This window comes from Streptomyces decoyicus (assembly GCF_019880305.1).
Lineage (GTDB): Bacteria > Actinomycetota > Actinomycetes > Streptomycetales > Streptomycetaceae > Streptomyces > Streptomyces decoyicus.
Genome location: NZ_CP082301.1, coordinates 1,434,699 through 1,449,273 on the forward strand (window position 1 = coordinate 1,434,699; position 14,575 = coordinate 1,449,273).

The window sequence follows — 14,575 nt, forward strand, 5'->3', positions numbered from 1 at the left end:
ACGCGCGTCAGGCCGCCTCGGCGACGAGGCGCTCGACGGCCTCGATGGCCTCGGGCACCGCGGCGGCGTTCTGGCCGCCGCCCTGGGCGACGTCCGGCTTGCCGCCGCCACCGCCGCCGAGCGTCTTGGCGGCCGTACGGACCAGGTCACCGGCCTTGATGCCGCGCTCGCGGGCGGCCTCGTTGGTGGCGATGACCGTCACCGGGCGGCCGCCTGCCACCGTGAAGAGCGCCACCACGGCGGCCCGGTCGCCGTGGATCCGGCCGCGCACGTCGAGCACCAGCTTGCGCAGATCGTCGGCGGAGGTGCCGTCCGGGACCTGGCCGGCGGCGAGCGCCACACCGCGGACGTCCTTGGCGCCCGAGGCCAGCCCGGCGGCGGCCTGGAGCACCTTCTCGGCGCGGAACTTCTCGATCTCCTTCTCGGCGTCCTTCAACTTGGCCAGGACGCCGGAGATCTTCTCGGGCAGCTCCTCCGGGCGCCCCTTGACCAGCTCGGTGAGCTGGGAGACGACGGTGTGCTCACGGGCCAGGAACTTGTAGGCGTCCACACCGACGAGCGCCTCGACGCGGCGTACGCCGGAGCCGATGGACGACTCGCCGAGCAGCTTCACCAGACCCAGCTGAGCGGTGTTGTGGACGTGCGTGCCGCCGCACAGCTCCTTGGAGAAGTCACCGATGGTGACCACGCGGACGCGGTCGCCGTACTTCTCACCGAATTCGGCGATGGCGCCCTGCTTCTTGGCGTCCTCCATGCTCATGACCTCGGCGTGCACGTCGAGCTCGCGGGAGAGCACCTCGTTGATCTTCTGCTCGACGTCCGTGAGGACTCCGCCGGGCACGGCGGCCGGCGAACCGAAGTCGAAGCGGAAGCGGCCCGGGGAGTTCTCCGAGCCGGCCTGCGCGGCCGTCGGGCCGAGAGCGTCGCGCAGCGCCTGGTGGGTGAGGTGGGTGGCGCTGTGGGCGCGGGCGATGGCACGCCGGCGGCTGACGTCGATGGTGGCGTACGCGGCGGAGCCGAGCACCACCTCGCCGACCTGGACGGCGCCCTTGTGGACCGTGACGCCGGGCACCGGCTGCTGGACGTCGCGGACCTCGACGACGGCGCCGGAGTCCAGCTTGATCCGGCCGGTGTCGGCGAGCTGGCCGCCGCCCTCGGCGTAGAAGGGGGTGCGGTCCAGGACGACCTCGACCTCGTCGCCCTCATGGGCGGCGGGGGCCGGGACGCCGTTGACCAGCAGGCCGACGATGGCGGACTCGCCCTCGGTGGCGCTGTAGCCGGTGAATTCCGTGGCACCGGACTTGTCGGCGACCTCGCGGTAGGCGGACAGGTCGGCGTGGCCGCTCTTCTTGGACTGGGCGTCGGCCTTGGCGCGCTCCCGCTGCTCCTTCATCAGGCGGCGGAAGCCGTCCTCGTCCACCGACAGGCCCTGTTCGGCGGCCATTTCGAGGGTGAGGTCGATCGGGAAGCCCCAGGTGTCGTGGAGCAGGAAGGCCTTGTCGCCGGCCAGGACCTTGCCGCCGGAGGCCTTGGTCTCCGTGACGGCGGTGTCGAGGATGTTCGTGCCGGCCTTCAGCGTCTTGACGAAGGCGGCCTCCTCGGCGAGGGCGACCGTCTCGATGCGGCGGCGGTCCTCCAGCAGCTCCGGGTACTGCTGGCCCATGGTCTTGATGACCACGTCCAGCAGCTCCCCGACGACCAGGCCGGAGGCCCCGAGCAGCCGCATGTTGCGGATGGCGCGGCGCATGATGCGGCGCAGGACGTAGCCGCGGCCCTCGTTGCCGGGGGTGACGCCGTCGCCGATGAGCATCGTGGACGTACGGATGTGGTCGGCGACCACGCGCAGCGAGACATCGCTGTCGTGCGCGGTGCCGTAGCGGACCCCGGTCAGCTCGGTGGCCTTGTCGATGACGACACGCAGGGTGTCCGTCTCGTACATGTTCGGGACGTCCTGGAGGATCATCGCCAGGCGCTCGAGGCCGAGGCCGGTGTCGATGTTCTTGCTGGGCAGCTCGCCGAGGATCTCGAAGTCCTCCTTGCCGGTGCCCTGGCCCCGCTCGTACTGCATGAAGACCAGGTTCCAGATCTCCACGTACCGCTCGTCGTTGACGGCCGGGCCGCCCTCGACGCCGAATTCCGGGCCGCGGTCGTAGTTGATCTCGGAGCACGGCCCGCAGGGGCCCGGGACGCCCATGGACCAGTAGTTCTCCTTCTTGCCCAGGCGCTGGATGCGCTCCTTGGGCACCCCGATGACCTCGTGCCAGATGCGCTCGGCCTCGTCGTCCTCGAGGTAGACGGTGATCCAGAGCTTCTCCGGGTCGAGGCCGTAGCCACCGTCGGCCTGTGAGCCGGTCAGCAGCTCCCAGGCGTACTTGATGGCGTCTTCCTTGAAGTAGTCGCCGAAGGAGAAGTTGCCGCACATCTGGAAGAACGTGCCGTGCCGGGTGGTCTTGCCGACCTCTTCGATGTCCGGCGTACGGACGCACTTCTGGACGCTGGTGGCGCGCGGGGCGGGCGGCTTGACCTCACCGAGGAAGTACGGCTTGAAGGGGACCATGCCCGCGTTGACGAGCAGCAGCGTCGGGTCGTCCGCGATGAGCGACGCCGACGGCACGACGGTGTGCCCGCGCTCCTCGAAGAAGCGCAGCCAGCGGCGGCGGATTTCAGCCGACTCCATCAGTGGTCCTCTTTTCCAGTCGGTCCGGTCAGACCGGTAGATCCGGTTGTTCTCGTGGTGCGGTACTGCGATTCGAGCACCGCGCGGCGAGGCGCGGGCAGCTCACGCACCTCGCCCGTCCCGCCGAGGCCCAGGGCCTCGTGCAGCTGCTCTTCACGGTCCGCCATTCCGGTCCGTACGTCCAATGCAAATTGGCGCAGCCGGTGCCCGGTCTCGACGGCCTTGTCCGCGGCCTGGGCGGCGAGGCTGTCGGGCTGCAGCTTGCGCAGCTTGCGGTGGACCTTGTTGGTGGCCCAGACCCCGGCGGCGGCGCCGGTGGTGAACCAGAATGCGCGGCGGAACATCGCTGTGATCAGTCCTTGGAGCGACGGTTGCGGCGCCCGCCGCGGCGGGCGCCGGGCAGGGTACGGCCGAGGATGACGGTGCGCTCTGCGCGCCCGGCGGCAGGGGCGTCCTCGCCCTTCTTGCCGATCGCGCGGCGCACGCCGTAGCCGAACGCCGCCATCTTGACCAGCGGGCCGCCGAAGGCGGAGGAGACGGTCGTGGAGAGCGCGGAGGCGTTGGCGGTGACCTCTTGGACGTCGGCGGCAATGGCATCGACGCGGGCCAGCTGGGTGTGCGCGGAGCGGACGGTCGCGGAGGCGTCGGCCAGGAGCGGAACGGCCTGCTCGGACACCTCGGCCACCATCTTGGTGGTCGCCTTGAGCGTCTGCGCGAGCCTCACCAGCACGAGGGCGAGGAACGACACGAGGATCGCCCAGAAGACGGCCACGAGGATCCCGGCCACCTCTCCACCGGACACGTTGGCACCACACTCCGACTGATTTGGTCTGGGCTCATTCCCGCTCAGCAATCCCGCTCGAACGGCAACCTTGACCTTATCGCGCCGTGACTGTCCGTCCGTACCCCGTTCCCCCTGGAACGCGGAGCGCCGGCCCGGGATTCCCGAGGCGTGATTGTACGGTCCGCATCCTGCCGAGTACGCTCCGTGTGCCATGCGACGCCTCACGCGCTCCGGCCCTGCTCCCCGTCCCTCCCCCGCGCCTCTGCGGGAGCCGGACCGGCCGGGGAATCTTCCCGCGGAGCTCAACGGCTTCATCGGCCGCCACGACGAACTGGCCGCGCTGGCACGGCAGCTGGAATCCGCCCGGCTGGTGACGCTCACCGGCCTCGGCGGCGTCGGCAAGTCGCGGCTTGCCCGCCATGCCGCAGGGATCTTGCAGGATCGCTTCTGCGATGGGGTGTGGCTGGTCGAACTGGCCTCCCTGCGCGAACCGCACCTCCTGGACCACACCGTCGCCGAGGCGCTGGGAGCCACCGGCCACAGCGGCCGCCCGGTGCGCTCCGTACTGGGCGACCTCCTCGCCCACCGGGACCTGCTGCTCGTCCTGGACGGCTACGAGCACCTGGTCGACGCCTGTGCCGAACTGACCGGGCAGCTGCTGCGCCGCGCCCCCGGGCTCCAGGTGCTGGCCGCGGGCCGGCGGCCGCTCGGGCTCGACGGCGAGCGGACCGTGCCGCTGGCGCCGATGAGCACCGCCGACGCGACCGCCCTCTTCGCCGACCGCGCCGCTGCCGTCGTCCCCGGGTTCGCCGTCGGACCGTCCAACGAGGCGGCGGTCACCGAGCTCTGCGACCGGCTCGACGGCATTCCGCTCGCGTTGGAGCTGGCCGCCGGACGGCTGCGGGCACTGTCCGTGGACCAGGTGCTGCACCGGCTCGACGACCGTTTCCGGCTGCTGACCGGCACCCGCCCGCGGTGCTCCCCCGAGCTCTCGACCGCGCTCGAGCAGGGGGGAGCACCGTCCAAGGTCCCGGCCCCGCTCCAGCAGGGCGCGCCCCCGCCCCGCCACCAGACGCTGCGTACCGCGATCGGCTGGAGTCACGAGCTGTGCACGTCCGAGGAACGGCTGCTGTGGGCACGGCTGACGGTCTTCGCCGGACACTTCGATCTGGAGGCGGCCGAATACGTCTGCTCGGGGCCGGAGCTGCCGGCCGACGAACTCCTCGACATCCTCACGGAGTTGGTCACCCAGTCGGTGCTCGTACGCGAGGAGACCGCGGCCGGGGTCCGCTACCGGATGCTGGACACCGTACGGGCCTACGGGGCGGGCTGGCTGGCGGCGACGCCCGACGGCGAGCGGCTGCGGCGCCGGCACCGCGACTGGTATCTGGGGCTCGCCACCTGGTGCGAACTGGACTGGTTCAGCTCCCGGCAGGCCGAGATCGCGGCCCGGATCGAGGCCGAGCTGCCCAATCTGCGGGTGGCGCTGGAACAGAGCCTGGAGACCCCCGCCGATATCCACCTGGGCCAGTACCTGGCGGGCACGCTGTGGTTCTACTGGGTGGGCTGCGGCCGGCTCTCGGAGGGCCGGCACTGGCTGGACCGGGCCCTGGAGCTGGAGAGCACCCACGACGAGGCGCGGATGAAGGCGCTGTGGGTGGCCGGCTATGTCGCGGTGCTCCAGGGGGACACCGTCGGCGCGCTGGGGGCCCTCCAGGAGTGCCGTGACGAGGCCGAGCGGACCGGCAACGCCACCGCGGCCGCGTATGCGCTGCACCGCACCGGCTGTCTGGCACTGGTCTGCGACGACATGCCGCGCGCCGAGAAGCTGCTGCGCGCGGCGCTGGACCGCTACCGGGAGATCGGCGAGCTCAACAGCAATGTGCTGCTGGGGCAGGTCGAGCTTGCGATGGCGGTGGCCTTCCAGGGCGAGCTGGCGGACGCGGTGCGCATGTGTGAGGACGTCCTGGAGGTGTGCGAGGAGCACGGAGAGCGTTGGACGCTGGCGTACGCCCAGTACGTGCTGGCCTTCGCGGCATGGTCCCGTGGGGACGGCGGGCGGGCCCGTGCGCTGCTGGAGGAATGCCTGGCCATCGATCACACCTTCCACGATCTGCTGGGCGCGGTGCTGGCGATCGAGCTGCTGGCCCTGGTGACGCTCGGCGAGGGCGACGCGGAGGAGGCGGCGGTGCTCCAGGGCGCCGCCGGACGGATCTGGCCGTCGGTGGGGCTGCCGCTGTTCGGCTCGCGCCACTTCAACCAGCCGCATGCGCTCTGCGAGGAGCAGGCCCGCGAGCGGCTGGGAGCCGAGCGCTACGAGCACTGCCGGCGGGTGGGCGAGCGGCTCGACCTGGACACGGCGGTGGCCCGGATCCTGCGGCCCGCCGGCCTGCTGCCCGCGCAGCTCCGTACGGTGCGGATCACGGCGCCGGACACGCACGAGCCCGCCGCCTCCCCCTCCGCGAGCGGCGGGGAGACGGCGGGCTGAGGTAGTGCTGCGCCTGCGGTGGTGCTTAGCGGGCGTAGTACTCGACGACGAGCTGCTCGTCGCAGATCACCGGGATCTCCTTGCGGTTCGGGTCCCGGTCGAGACGGAACGCCAGAGCCGGCAGGTTGACCTCGAGGTAGCGCGGGGTCTCACCGTCGGTGTCGTAGCCACCCTCGCGGGCGACCTGGAAGGGGTGCTTCTCGCGGCTGCGCTCGCGGACCATCACGACGTCGCCGGGGCGGACGCGGAAGGACGGCTTGTCGACCTTGCGGTCGTTCACCGAGATGTGGCCGTGGACGACCATCTGACGAGCCTGGTAGATGGTGCGGGCGATGCCCGACCGCAGGACGAGCGCGTCCAGACGGCGCTCAAGCTCGATGATCAGCGCTTCGCCGGTCTTGCCATCGACCTTCCGAGCGCGGTCGTAGGCACGCGCCATCTGGCGCTCGCTGATGTCGTACTGCGCACGCAGACGCTGCTTCTCGAGCAGACGGACCTTGTAGTCACTGCTCTGCTTGCGGCCACGGCCGTGCTCGCCGGGCGGGTAGGGACGGGCCTCGAAGTACTTGACGGCCTTCGGCGTCAGCGCGATGCCGAGCGCGCGGGACTTCTTGACCTTGGGACGCGACTGGTTCACGTGGAACGGACCTCCGTGTAAGTTAGGTGAGGCTTACCTTAGCGCGAGGAGGACGTATGTTTCGACCTGGGATCCCCCTGCCCAGTGCACACCGCACCGAGGCGGGTCAGCCGCGTCCCGTGGAAGACGCCCAGCAGCCCACTGCCGCCGAGCGCGTACGGACCCTCGTCGAGTCCAATGGTATGGCGTCTTTGAGCATCCCCGGTGTCGAGGACCCCGACGAGACGGGTCTCTCGGCTCCTGTCTGCCGCACGGTGACACCCGACGGAGACGTGCTGTTGCTGGTTCCAGGCGATTCTGCGGCGGCTCGGGCGGCCGCACACGCCCAGGACGACGACCTGACAGCCGTGATGGAGATCACGGACGTCGCACCGGTTTCGGTGCCCCATCGCATCCGCGGCCGGGCCTGGGTGGCCGGCTGGCTGACCCCCGTACGCAATGAGCAGCGCGCCGAGGCGGCGACGCTGCTCGCGGAGCGGCACCCGGTGGGCGAGCTGCTCGGTATCGGTGAGGCGCTCCAGCCGGACCCGGCACCGGGCCTCTACGGGCGGACCGCCTGGATGATGCTGCGCCTGGAGGTCGGCGAGGGCGCGGTGGACGACCTGTGGGGCGCCGAACCCGTCGAGCCCGACGAGTTCGCCACCGCGGCACCCGATCCGCTGGCCGCCCATGAGGCGGAGCTGCTCCAGCATCTGCACGCGGCACACCACGAGCAGGTGCGCGGGCTGTGCGCCCTGCTGGGAGACCGCCGGGAGCTCTGCGGACTGCGCGACCGGGCCGTGCCGGTGGGTCTGGACCGCTTCGGGCTGCGGGTCCGCTTCACGGATGCCGAGCAGCGGTCCTTCGACGCGCGGTTCGACTTCCCCGAGCCCGTACGGGACGTGGCGGAGCTGCGGCGGGCGATGCACCTCCTCTTCGAGGCGGCGGCCGAGTAGCCGGGAGCCGCCCGTCAGCCAGGGTGCGCTGCGAGGCCGCCGCCGAACCCGAGGCCACCCGGCCGGTCGGCCGCCCCCGGGGCCCGGTGGGGCCTGCGCCCCGGCAGATCCTGCAGGGACTGCCCGGCTATGCGGCTATTCGGCGCCGGCCTCGCCGGAGGCCGAGCGCAGGCGGACGCGGACGCGCTCGACCACATCGGCATAGCGCGCCTCGGCACCATGGCGGGTGGGTTCGTAGTAGCGCTTGCCGTGCACCTCGTCCGGCGCGTACTGCTGCGCCGCGATGCCGCCCGGCAGGTCGTGCGGGTACTGATAGCCCTGGCCGTGGCCGAGCTTCTGAGCGCCCTTGTAATGGCTGTCGCGCAGATGCGGCGGCACTGCACCCGCCTGACCTGCCCGCACGTCCGCCAGGGCCGCGTCGATGGCCATATAGGCGGCGTTCGACTTCGGGGCCAGGGCGAGCGCGATGGTGGCCTGGCTCAGCGTGATCCGCGCCTCCGGGAAGCCGATCATCGCCACGGCCTGGGCGGCGGCGACCGCGGTCTGGAGAGCCGTCGGATCGGCCAGGCCGATGTCCTCGCTCGCGGAGATCATCAGCCGGCGGGCGATGAACCGCGGGTCCTCCCCCGCCTCGATCATGCGCGCCAGATAATGCAGCGCGGCATCGACGTCCGATCCCCGGATGGACTTGATCAGCGCGCTGGCGACGTCGTAATGCTGGTCCCCGTCGCGGTCGTACTTCACCGCCGCCCGGTTGACGGACTCCTCCAGCGTCCGGAGGGTGATCTCCTTCTCCCCCTTGGCCAGCGCGGAGCCGGCCCCGGCCTCCAGGGCCGTCAGCGCCCGCCGGGCATCGCCGCCCGCGATACGCAGCAGATGCCCCTCGGTGTCCTCGGGGAGGGTGACCGAGCCCGCCAGCCCGCGCGCATCGGTCAGCGCACGCTGCAGCAGGCCCCGCAGATCGTCGTCCGTGAGGGGTTCGAGGGTCAGCAGCAGTGAACGGGACAGCAGCGGCGAGATCACCGAGAAGTACGGGTTCTCGGTCGTCGCGGCGATCAGGGTGACCCAGCGGTTCTCCACGGCGGGCAGCAGGGAATCCTGCTGGGCCTTGCTGAAGCGGTGGATCTCGTCGAGGAAGAGGACGGTCTCCTTGCCGAAGCCGCCCGAGGCGCGCCGGGCGCCGTCGATGACCGCGCGGACCTCCTTGACGCCCGCCGTGATCGCCGAGAGCTCCACGAAGCGCTTGTTCGTCGCCTGGCTGACGACATACGCGAGGGTCGTCTTGCCGATCCCCGGCGGCCCCCACAGGAACACCGAGGACGGCCCGGCCGGCCCCCCGCTGCCCTCGCCCACCAGCCGGCGCAACGGCGAGCCCGGCTTGAGCAGATGCTGCTGACCCACGACTTCGTCGAGGGTGCGCGGACGCATCCGCACGGCGAGCGGGGACCCCGCGGGGTCCTTCTCCTGGCGGTCTTCGGCAGCGGCGGTGAACAGGTCGGGCTCCACGCTCATGAGCCTAAGCCACCCCACTGACAACGCCCCGGCCGCCGTCGTGGACGGGCCGGGGCGTCAGAGCCGTTCAAGCAGGCTCAGGGGTCCTAGAGCAGGGTGCTCCAGTACGACCACCACTTGGTGAGGATCAGCAGGGCGATCACGCCGTACCAGAGCACCGGTACGACCCAGTGGAACTCCACCACCGTCCGGCGCAGCCCCGCGGGAGCCGGGATGATGCCGTGCTTGAGGTTGTGCGCAGTGGTGTACCAGAACATCAGGATGGTCACGCACCAGGTCAGCGTGCACCACAGGCACAGCGAGTTGATGCTGTACAGGGACTGGCTCATCAGCCACATGCAGAAGACCGCGCCGAGGCCCGTGCCGATGTTCAGCCCGATCCAGTACCAGCGGCGGAAGCGGGCGCCGGCCAGCAGGGCCATGCCGACCGCGACGACCACGCCGAAGCCGACCAGCCCGGCCATCGGGTTCGGGAAGCCGAAGACGTCCGCCTGCTTGCTCTGCATGATGTTGGTGCAGGAGATGATCGGGTTGAGACTGCAGGCCGGCTTGAAGCTCGGGTCCTTCAGCAGCTCGAACTTGTCCAGGGTGATGATCCAGGCCGCGAAGGTGCCCAGCGCGCCGGTGATCACCAGGAGCAGGGCGAAACCGCGACCCGAGCCGATGGTGCCCGCGCCGCTCGCGCGGTCGTCGTCGGTGGACACGTCGTCAAGCGCTGTCGTCGTCATATCGCCGTTCCGTCGATCCCTAGGGAGATGGTCTGAGCAAGCGGGCCCCGGTCGCGGCACCGCCGTTCATTCTGCCCCAACTCCACCATGACCCACTGTGCGATGAACATAAAGACGAGGCGGCCGCACACAGCGTTCTCTCAGCCTTCGCCCCGCTCCGGCCCGCCCGGCCGCCCGTCCGGGGGTGCGCCGCCGCCGGTGCGGCAGTCCCGGATTCCCTCCGCCGGGATGAATGCGCCGCCGGCATTGACACGGGACACCCGGCAGCACGAGGGGCCCGGACGGCCGGTCGCCGTCCGGGCCCCTCGGGGTCTGCCTACGGTGCGGTCTCAGCCCAGCAGACGCCGGATCTCCTCGGCGACACCGTCCAGCGCGACCGCGCTCTGCTCGCCGCTCTCCAGGTCCTTGAGCTGGACGACGCCCTCGGCGAGGTCCCGCTCGCCCGCGACGAGCGCCAGCCGCGCACCGGAGCGGTTGGCGGACTTCATGGCGTTCTTCAGGCCCTTGCCGCCGAACGCGAAGTCGGTGGCGACACCGGACCGGCGCAGCTCGGTGACCACCCCGAACAGCACCCGGCGGGCCTCCTCGCCGAGCGGTACCGCGTACACGGCGGTGGCGGCGGGGATGTCGAGCGTGACGCCCTCCGCCTCCAGGGCCAGCACCGTACGGTCGACGCCCAGCGCCCAGCCGACGGACGGCAGCGCGGGGCCGCCGATCATCTCGGAGAGGCCGTCGTATCGTCCGCCGCCGCCCACCGCGGACTGCGAACCGAGGCCGTCGTGGACGAACTCGAAGGTGGTGCGGGTGTAGTAGTCCAGGCCGCGGACCAGCTTCTCGTCATCCTCGAAGGCCACGCCCGCCGCGGTCAGCAGCTCGCGCACCTGCTCGTGGTACGCCTTGCAGGCCTCGCAGAGGTAGTCGCGGAGCTTGGGCGCCCCGTCGAGCTGCTTCTGTACGGACTCGCGCTTGTCGTCCAGGACACGCAGCGGGTTGATGTCGACCCGGCGGCGGGTGTCCTCGTCCAGGTCGAGCCCGCCCAGGAAGTCCTGGAGCGCGGCGCGGTAGACGGGCCGGCACTCCTTGTCGCCCAGGGAGTTCAGCAGGATGCGGAAGCTCCGCAGTCCCAGCGCGCGGTAGGCCTGGTCGGCCAGGATGATCAACTCGGCGTCCAGCGCCGGGTCTTCGGTGCCGATCGCCTCCGCACCGACCTGCGAGAAGTGGCGGTAACGGCCCTTCTGCGGACGCTCGTAGCGGTAGTACGAGCCGGAGTACCAGAGCTTGACCGGGAGGTTGCCGGCCTTGTGGAGGTTGGCCTCCAGCGCGGCGCGCAGCACGGACGCGGTGCCCTCGGGGCGCAGCGCCAGCTGGTCGCCACCCTTGGTCTCGAAGGCGTACATCTCCTTGGTCACGATGTCGGTGGACTCACCGACGCCGCGCGCGAACAGCTCGACGTTCTCAAAACCGGGCGTCTCGATGTAGCCGTACCCGGAGTTCTTCAGCGGCGCGGCGATCGCCTCGCGCACCGCGAGATAGGTGGCGGACTGCGGCGGAATCAGGTCGTACGTGCCCTTGGGGGCCTTGAAGGTGCTCACGGAAGCTCTCGTCACATTCCTCGTCGTGGAGCGGCGCTGAAGCCGTCTCCGAGGCCGGCGGCCACTTCCCGCAGGAAGGGGTTGGTGGCGCGCTCGCGGCCGATGGTGGTCTGGGGGCCGTGGCCGGACAGGACGACGGTCGAGTCCTCCAGCGGCAGGCACACACGCGCCAGCGACTGCAGGATCTCGGCGTGGTCGCCGCCCGGCAGGTCGGTGCGTCCGATGGAGCCGGCGAACAGCAGGTCGCCCGAGAAGAAGACCGGCGGAATGTCGGCCTGCTCGGGCATCCTGAACGTCACCGACCCCTTGGTATGGCCCGGGGCGTGCGCGACGGAGAATTCCATCCCGGCGAGTTCCAGGGCTGCACCGTCGCTCAGCTCCTTGACGTCGTCCGGCTCCCCCACGGTGAGTTCGCCCATGAGCTGCTGACCGATGGAGCGGCCGATGGCCTTCTCCGGGTCGCTCATCATGTAGCGGTCCGAGGGGTGGATCCAGGCCGGGGCATCGTGCGCGCCGCACACCGGTACGACGGAGGCGACATGGTCGATGTGGCCATGGGTGAGGACGACCGCGACGGGCTTGAGCCGATGCTTTTTGACCGCGTCCTCGACTCCTTGGGCCGCCTGGTGGCCCGGGTCGATGATGACGCACTCCTCGCCTGCTGCGGGGGCGACCAAGTAGCAGTTGGTGCCCCAGGCCCCGGCGGGGAACCCGGCAATCAGCACGTTCGTCCTTAAAGGTCGGTGTGGAGGTCGGTCCGCCAGACCGCTTCTCCCGGACATCTCGGCAGCTCCAGAGCCTACCGGCGGGACTCCCGGCAGGGCGAACCCGTATACCGTACGGCCACGGCGCACGAGCGCGATCGATGATCGGACAAGGAGACGACCGGTGGTCAGCAAAGATCAGCGGCGGCGGCAGCTCGCCCGCGAGAAGTACGAGCGTCAGCAGCAACGGCGGTCCGCGGCCCAGCGGAAGACCAAACACCGCAACGTGATCATCGCCTCCGTCGTGGCCGTCGCGCTGGCCGCCGGAGCCGCGGTCTACGCCTCCACCGGACTCGCGGGCGGCAGCGACGAGGTGTCCGACCGGGCCGCGGCCCCGACGCCGTCCAAGGCACCGGACCCGTGCGACAGGCCCGCGAAGGGCGCACCGTCGGAGAAGACCTGGCCGAAGGAGCCGGCGATGTCGGTCGACACGTCGGCCTCGTACGCCGTGAAGCTGGCGACGACCTGCGGCACGATCGGTCTGAAGCTGGACGCGGGCAAGGCGCCGCACACGGTCAACTCCTTCGCCTTCCTGGCCGGCCAGGGCTACTTCGACCACAGCAAGTGCCACCGCCTGGTCGACGCGGACATCCATATCCTCCAGTGCGGCGACCCGAAGGGCACCGGCCGCGGCACCCCCGGCTACACCATCCCGGACGAGAACCTCGAGGACCCGCGGCTCAAGGGCGGCGTCTATCCGGCGGGCACGGTCGCGATGGCCAACCGCTACGACGGAGCGAGCGACAAGAGCCGCAACTCCGGTGGCAGCCAGTTCTTCCTCGTCTACCAGGACAGCAAGCTGCCCGCGAACTACACACCGTTCGGCACCATCACGGGCGGTATGGACGTCCTGCGGAAGATCGCCAAGGCCGGTTCGACGCCGGACCCGCAGACCCGCAACACGGCGCCCAACGCCACCGTCGTGATCGACAAGGCGTCCGTGAAGAAGTCCTGACCAGCCGGGCGACCCGGGGGCGGCGCCGCTGCGCCGCCCCCGGCGAACCGCGGAATTTCGTCGTGCTGGATGCGGACAGCTGACCGCCGGTCGCCTAGATTGGCGTTGTGTAGGGTGCCTGCTCCGACGGCTGCCACCCTCACCCGCAAGTCAGCCCGTCGGACCGGCCAGGGCGCGGCTCTGCCGGACAGAAACTGTGGACGATGCCGGGGGGCCGCATGCCCCCGTCGGCATCATGTGGAGGAGGCGCTGTGAGCAGCGACCCATGGGGCCGCGTCGACGAGACGGGGACCGTGTACGTGCGTACCGCCGATGGCGAGCAGGTCGTCGGATCGTGGCAGGCGGGAACTCCCGAGGAGGCCCTCGCCTACTTCGAGCGCAAGTATGAGGGCCTGGTCGTCGAGATCGGCCTCCTCGAGCGCCGGGTCAAGACCACCGACCTGTCGGCGAAGGACGCGACGACCGCGATCGACCATCTGCGCACCCAGGTCGACGAACATCACGCGGTGGGCGATCTGGACGCGCTGCGCAAGCGGCTGGACAAGCTCGTCGAGACCGTCGAGTCGCGCCGCGAAGAGCGCAAGGCGCTCAAGGCCCGGCAGAGCGACGAGGCCCGGCACGCCAAGGAGAAACTGGTCGCCGAGGCGGAGGAACTGGCGGCCAGCGAGCAGTGGCGGGTGGCCGGCGAGCGGCTGCGTGCGCTGGTCGACACCTGGAAGGGCCTGCCGCGGCTCGACCGCAAGGCGGATGACGAACTGTGGCACCGCTTCTCGCACGCCCGCTCGGCGTTCTCCAAGCGGCGCAAGGCGCACTTCGCGTCGCTGGACGCGCAGCGCGAGGAGTCCCGTAAGGCGAAGGAGAAGCTGGTCGCCGAGGCCGAGTCGCTGTCGAACTCGACGGACTGGGGGGCCACCGCGGCCCGCTACCGCGAGCTGATGGCGGACTGGAAGGCCGCGGGCCGCGCCCAGCGCGAGCACGAGGACGACCTGTGGAACCGCTTCCGCGGCGCCCAGGACATCTTCTTCCAGGCCCGCGGTGAGGTCTTCGCGGAGCGCGACGCCGAGCAGCGGGAGAACCTGACCCGCAAGGAGGAGCTGGCCGTCGAGGCCGAGAAGCTGCTTCCGGTCTCGGACCTGAAGGGCGCGCGGGCGGCGTTCCGCTCGATCAACGAGCGGTGGGAGGCCATCGGCCATGTCCCGCGGGACGCCCGACCCAAGATCGAGGGCCGGATGCACGCCGTCGAGCGGGCCATCCAGGAGGCCGAGGAGACCGAGTGGCGCCGTACGAACCCTGAGGCGCGGGCGCGCGCCGCGGGGCTGACCGGCCAGCTCCAGGACGCGGTCGACAAGCTGGAGAAGCAGATCGACACGGCCCGGACGGCGGGCAACAACGCCAAGGCCGACAAGCTCGGCCGGGAGCTGGAGGGCCGCAAGGCGCTGCTGGACCAGGCGCTCAAGGGCCTGGAGGAGTTCGGCGGGTGACAATCCCGGTGGACGCGAGGCG

General features: G+C 70.9%; 12 protein-coding genes. 4 read left to right on the forward strand and 8 right to left on the reverse strand.

Going from position 1 to position 14,575, the window contains the following annotated elements; all coding sequences use genetic code 11:
* Positions 1-7: 7 nt before the first annotated feature.
* The 3 genes from alaS to K7C20_RS06265 are packed head-to-tail and all read right to left on the reverse strand — an operon-like array spanning position 8 to position 3,479.
* Positions 8-2,677 carry an alanine--tRNA ligase gene (gene alaS, locus K7C20_RS06255; RefSeq protein ID WP_030076410.1) on the reverse strand — a complete coding sequence of 890 codons (2,670 nt, stop codon included), beginning with the start codon at positions 2,675-2,677 and terminating at the stop codon, positions 8-10.
* Entirely contained in the window at positions 2,677-3,021 is a 345-nt protein-coding gene (locus K7C20_RS06260; RefSeq protein ID WP_030076408.1) for a DUF6167 family protein, read from the reverse strand. The genes alaS and K7C20_RS06260 overlap by 1 nt, the downstream gene beginning before the upstream one ends.
* 8 nt (positions 3,022-3,029) lie before the next feature.
* Positions 3,030-3,479, reverse strand: a complete 450-nt coding sequence (locus K7C20_RS06265) for a DUF948 domain-containing protein (protein ID WP_053208436.1) — start codon at positions 3,477-3,479, stop codon at positions 3,030-3,032.
* A gap of 193 nt (positions 3,480-3,672) precedes the next feature.
* Between K7C20_RS06265 and K7C20_RS06270 the strand changes: the two genes are divergently transcribed.
* On the forward strand, positions 3,673-5,949 hold the full coding sequence (locus K7C20_RS06270; RefSeq protein ID WP_053208437.1) for an ATP-binding protein: 2,277 nt from the start codon (positions 3,673-3,675) through the stop codon (positions 5,947-5,949).
* A gap of 25 nt (positions 5,950-5,974) precedes the next feature.
* Here K7C20_RS06270 and rpsD read toward each other — a convergent pair whose 3' ends face one another.
* Positions 5,975-6,586 carry a 30S ribosomal protein S4 gene (rpsD, locus tag K7C20_RS06275; RefSeq protein WP_030076400.1) on the reverse strand — a complete coding sequence of 204 codons (612 nt, stop codon included), beginning with the start codon at positions 6,584-6,586 and terminating at the stop codon, positions 5,975-5,977.
* A gap of 182 nt (positions 6,587-6,768) precedes the next feature.
* Here rpsD and K7C20_RS06280 point away from each other — a divergent pair, with 182 nt between their 5' ends.
* Positions 6,769-7,521 carry a DUF2470 domain-containing protein gene (locus K7C20_RS06280; RefSeq protein WP_053208473.1) on the forward strand — a complete coding sequence of 251 codons (753 nt, stop codon included), beginning with the start codon at positions 6,769-6,771 and terminating at the stop codon, positions 7,519-7,521.
* Positions 7,522-7,656: 135 nt separating this feature from the next.
* On the opposite strand, the gene K7C20_RS06285 is transcribed toward K7C20_RS06280, so the two are convergent.
* From K7C20_RS06285 to K7C20_RS06300, 4 genes are all read right to left on the reverse strand, one after another.
* Complete coding sequence (locus K7C20_RS06285) at positions 7,657-9,027, reverse strand: replication-associated recombination protein A (RefSeq protein WP_053208438.1); 1,371 nt, start codon at positions 9,025-9,027, stop codon at positions 7,657-7,659.
* A gap of 92 nt (positions 9,028-9,119) precedes the next feature.
* Positions 9,120-9,761: a vitamin K epoxide reductase family protein gene (locus K7C20_RS06290; RefSeq protein ID WP_030076391.1), complete on the reverse strand. Its 642-nt coding sequence runs from the start codon at positions 9,759-9,761 to the stop codon at positions 9,120-9,122.
* A gap of 329 nt (positions 9,762-10,090) precedes the next feature.
* Positions 10,091-11,353 (reverse strand): histidine--tRNA ligase, encoded by a 1,263-nt coding sequence (hisS, locus tag K7C20_RS06295; RefSeq protein WP_030076390.1) that lies wholly within the window; start codon positions 11,351-11,353, stop codon positions 10,091-10,093.
* Between the two features lie 11 nt (positions 11,354-11,364).
* Positions 11,365-12,078 (reverse strand): MBL fold metallo-hydrolase, encoded by a 714-nt coding sequence (locus K7C20_RS06300; protein ID WP_030076387.1) that lies wholly within the window; start codon positions 12,076-12,078, stop codon positions 11,365-11,367.
* Between the two features lie 163 nt (positions 12,079-12,241).
* Between K7C20_RS06300 and K7C20_RS06305 the strand changes: the two genes are divergently transcribed.
* A complete protein-coding gene (locus tag K7C20_RS06305) occupies positions 12,242-13,072 on the forward strand; it encodes a peptidylprolyl isomerase (protein WP_030076385.1) in 831 nt (276 codons plus the stop codon).
* Between the two features lie 251 nt (positions 13,073-13,323).
* Positions 13,324-14,553 (forward strand): DUF349 domain-containing protein, encoded by a 1,230-nt coding sequence (locus K7C20_RS06310; protein WP_030076384.1) that lies wholly within the window; start codon positions 13,324-13,326, stop codon positions 14,551-14,553.
* Positions 14,554-14,575 lie beyond the last annotated feature (22 nt).

Excerpts from the sequence above, each read along its gene's own strand:
- alaS (WP_030076410.1), bottom strand. The coding sequence starts at position 2,677 with ATGGAGTCGGCTGAAATCCGCCGCCGCTGGCTGCGCTTCTTCGAGGAG.
- K7C20_RS06290 (WP_030076391.1), bottom strand. The coding sequence starts at position 9,761 with ATGACGACGACAGCGCTTGACGACGTGTCCACCGACGACGACCGCGCG.
- K7C20_RS06280 (WP_053208473.1), top strand. The coding sequence starts at position 6,769 with ATGGCGTCTTTGAGCATCCCCGGTGTCGAGGACCCCGACGAGACGGGT.
- K7C20_RS06270 (WP_053208437.1), top strand. The coding sequence starts at position 3,673 with ATGCGACGCCTCACGCGCTCCGGCCCTGCTCCCCGTCCCTCCCCCGCG.
- K7C20_RS06260 (WP_030076408.1), bottom strand. The coding sequence starts at position 3,021 with ATGTTCCGCCGCGCATTCTGGTTCACCACCGGCGCCGCCGCCGGGGTC.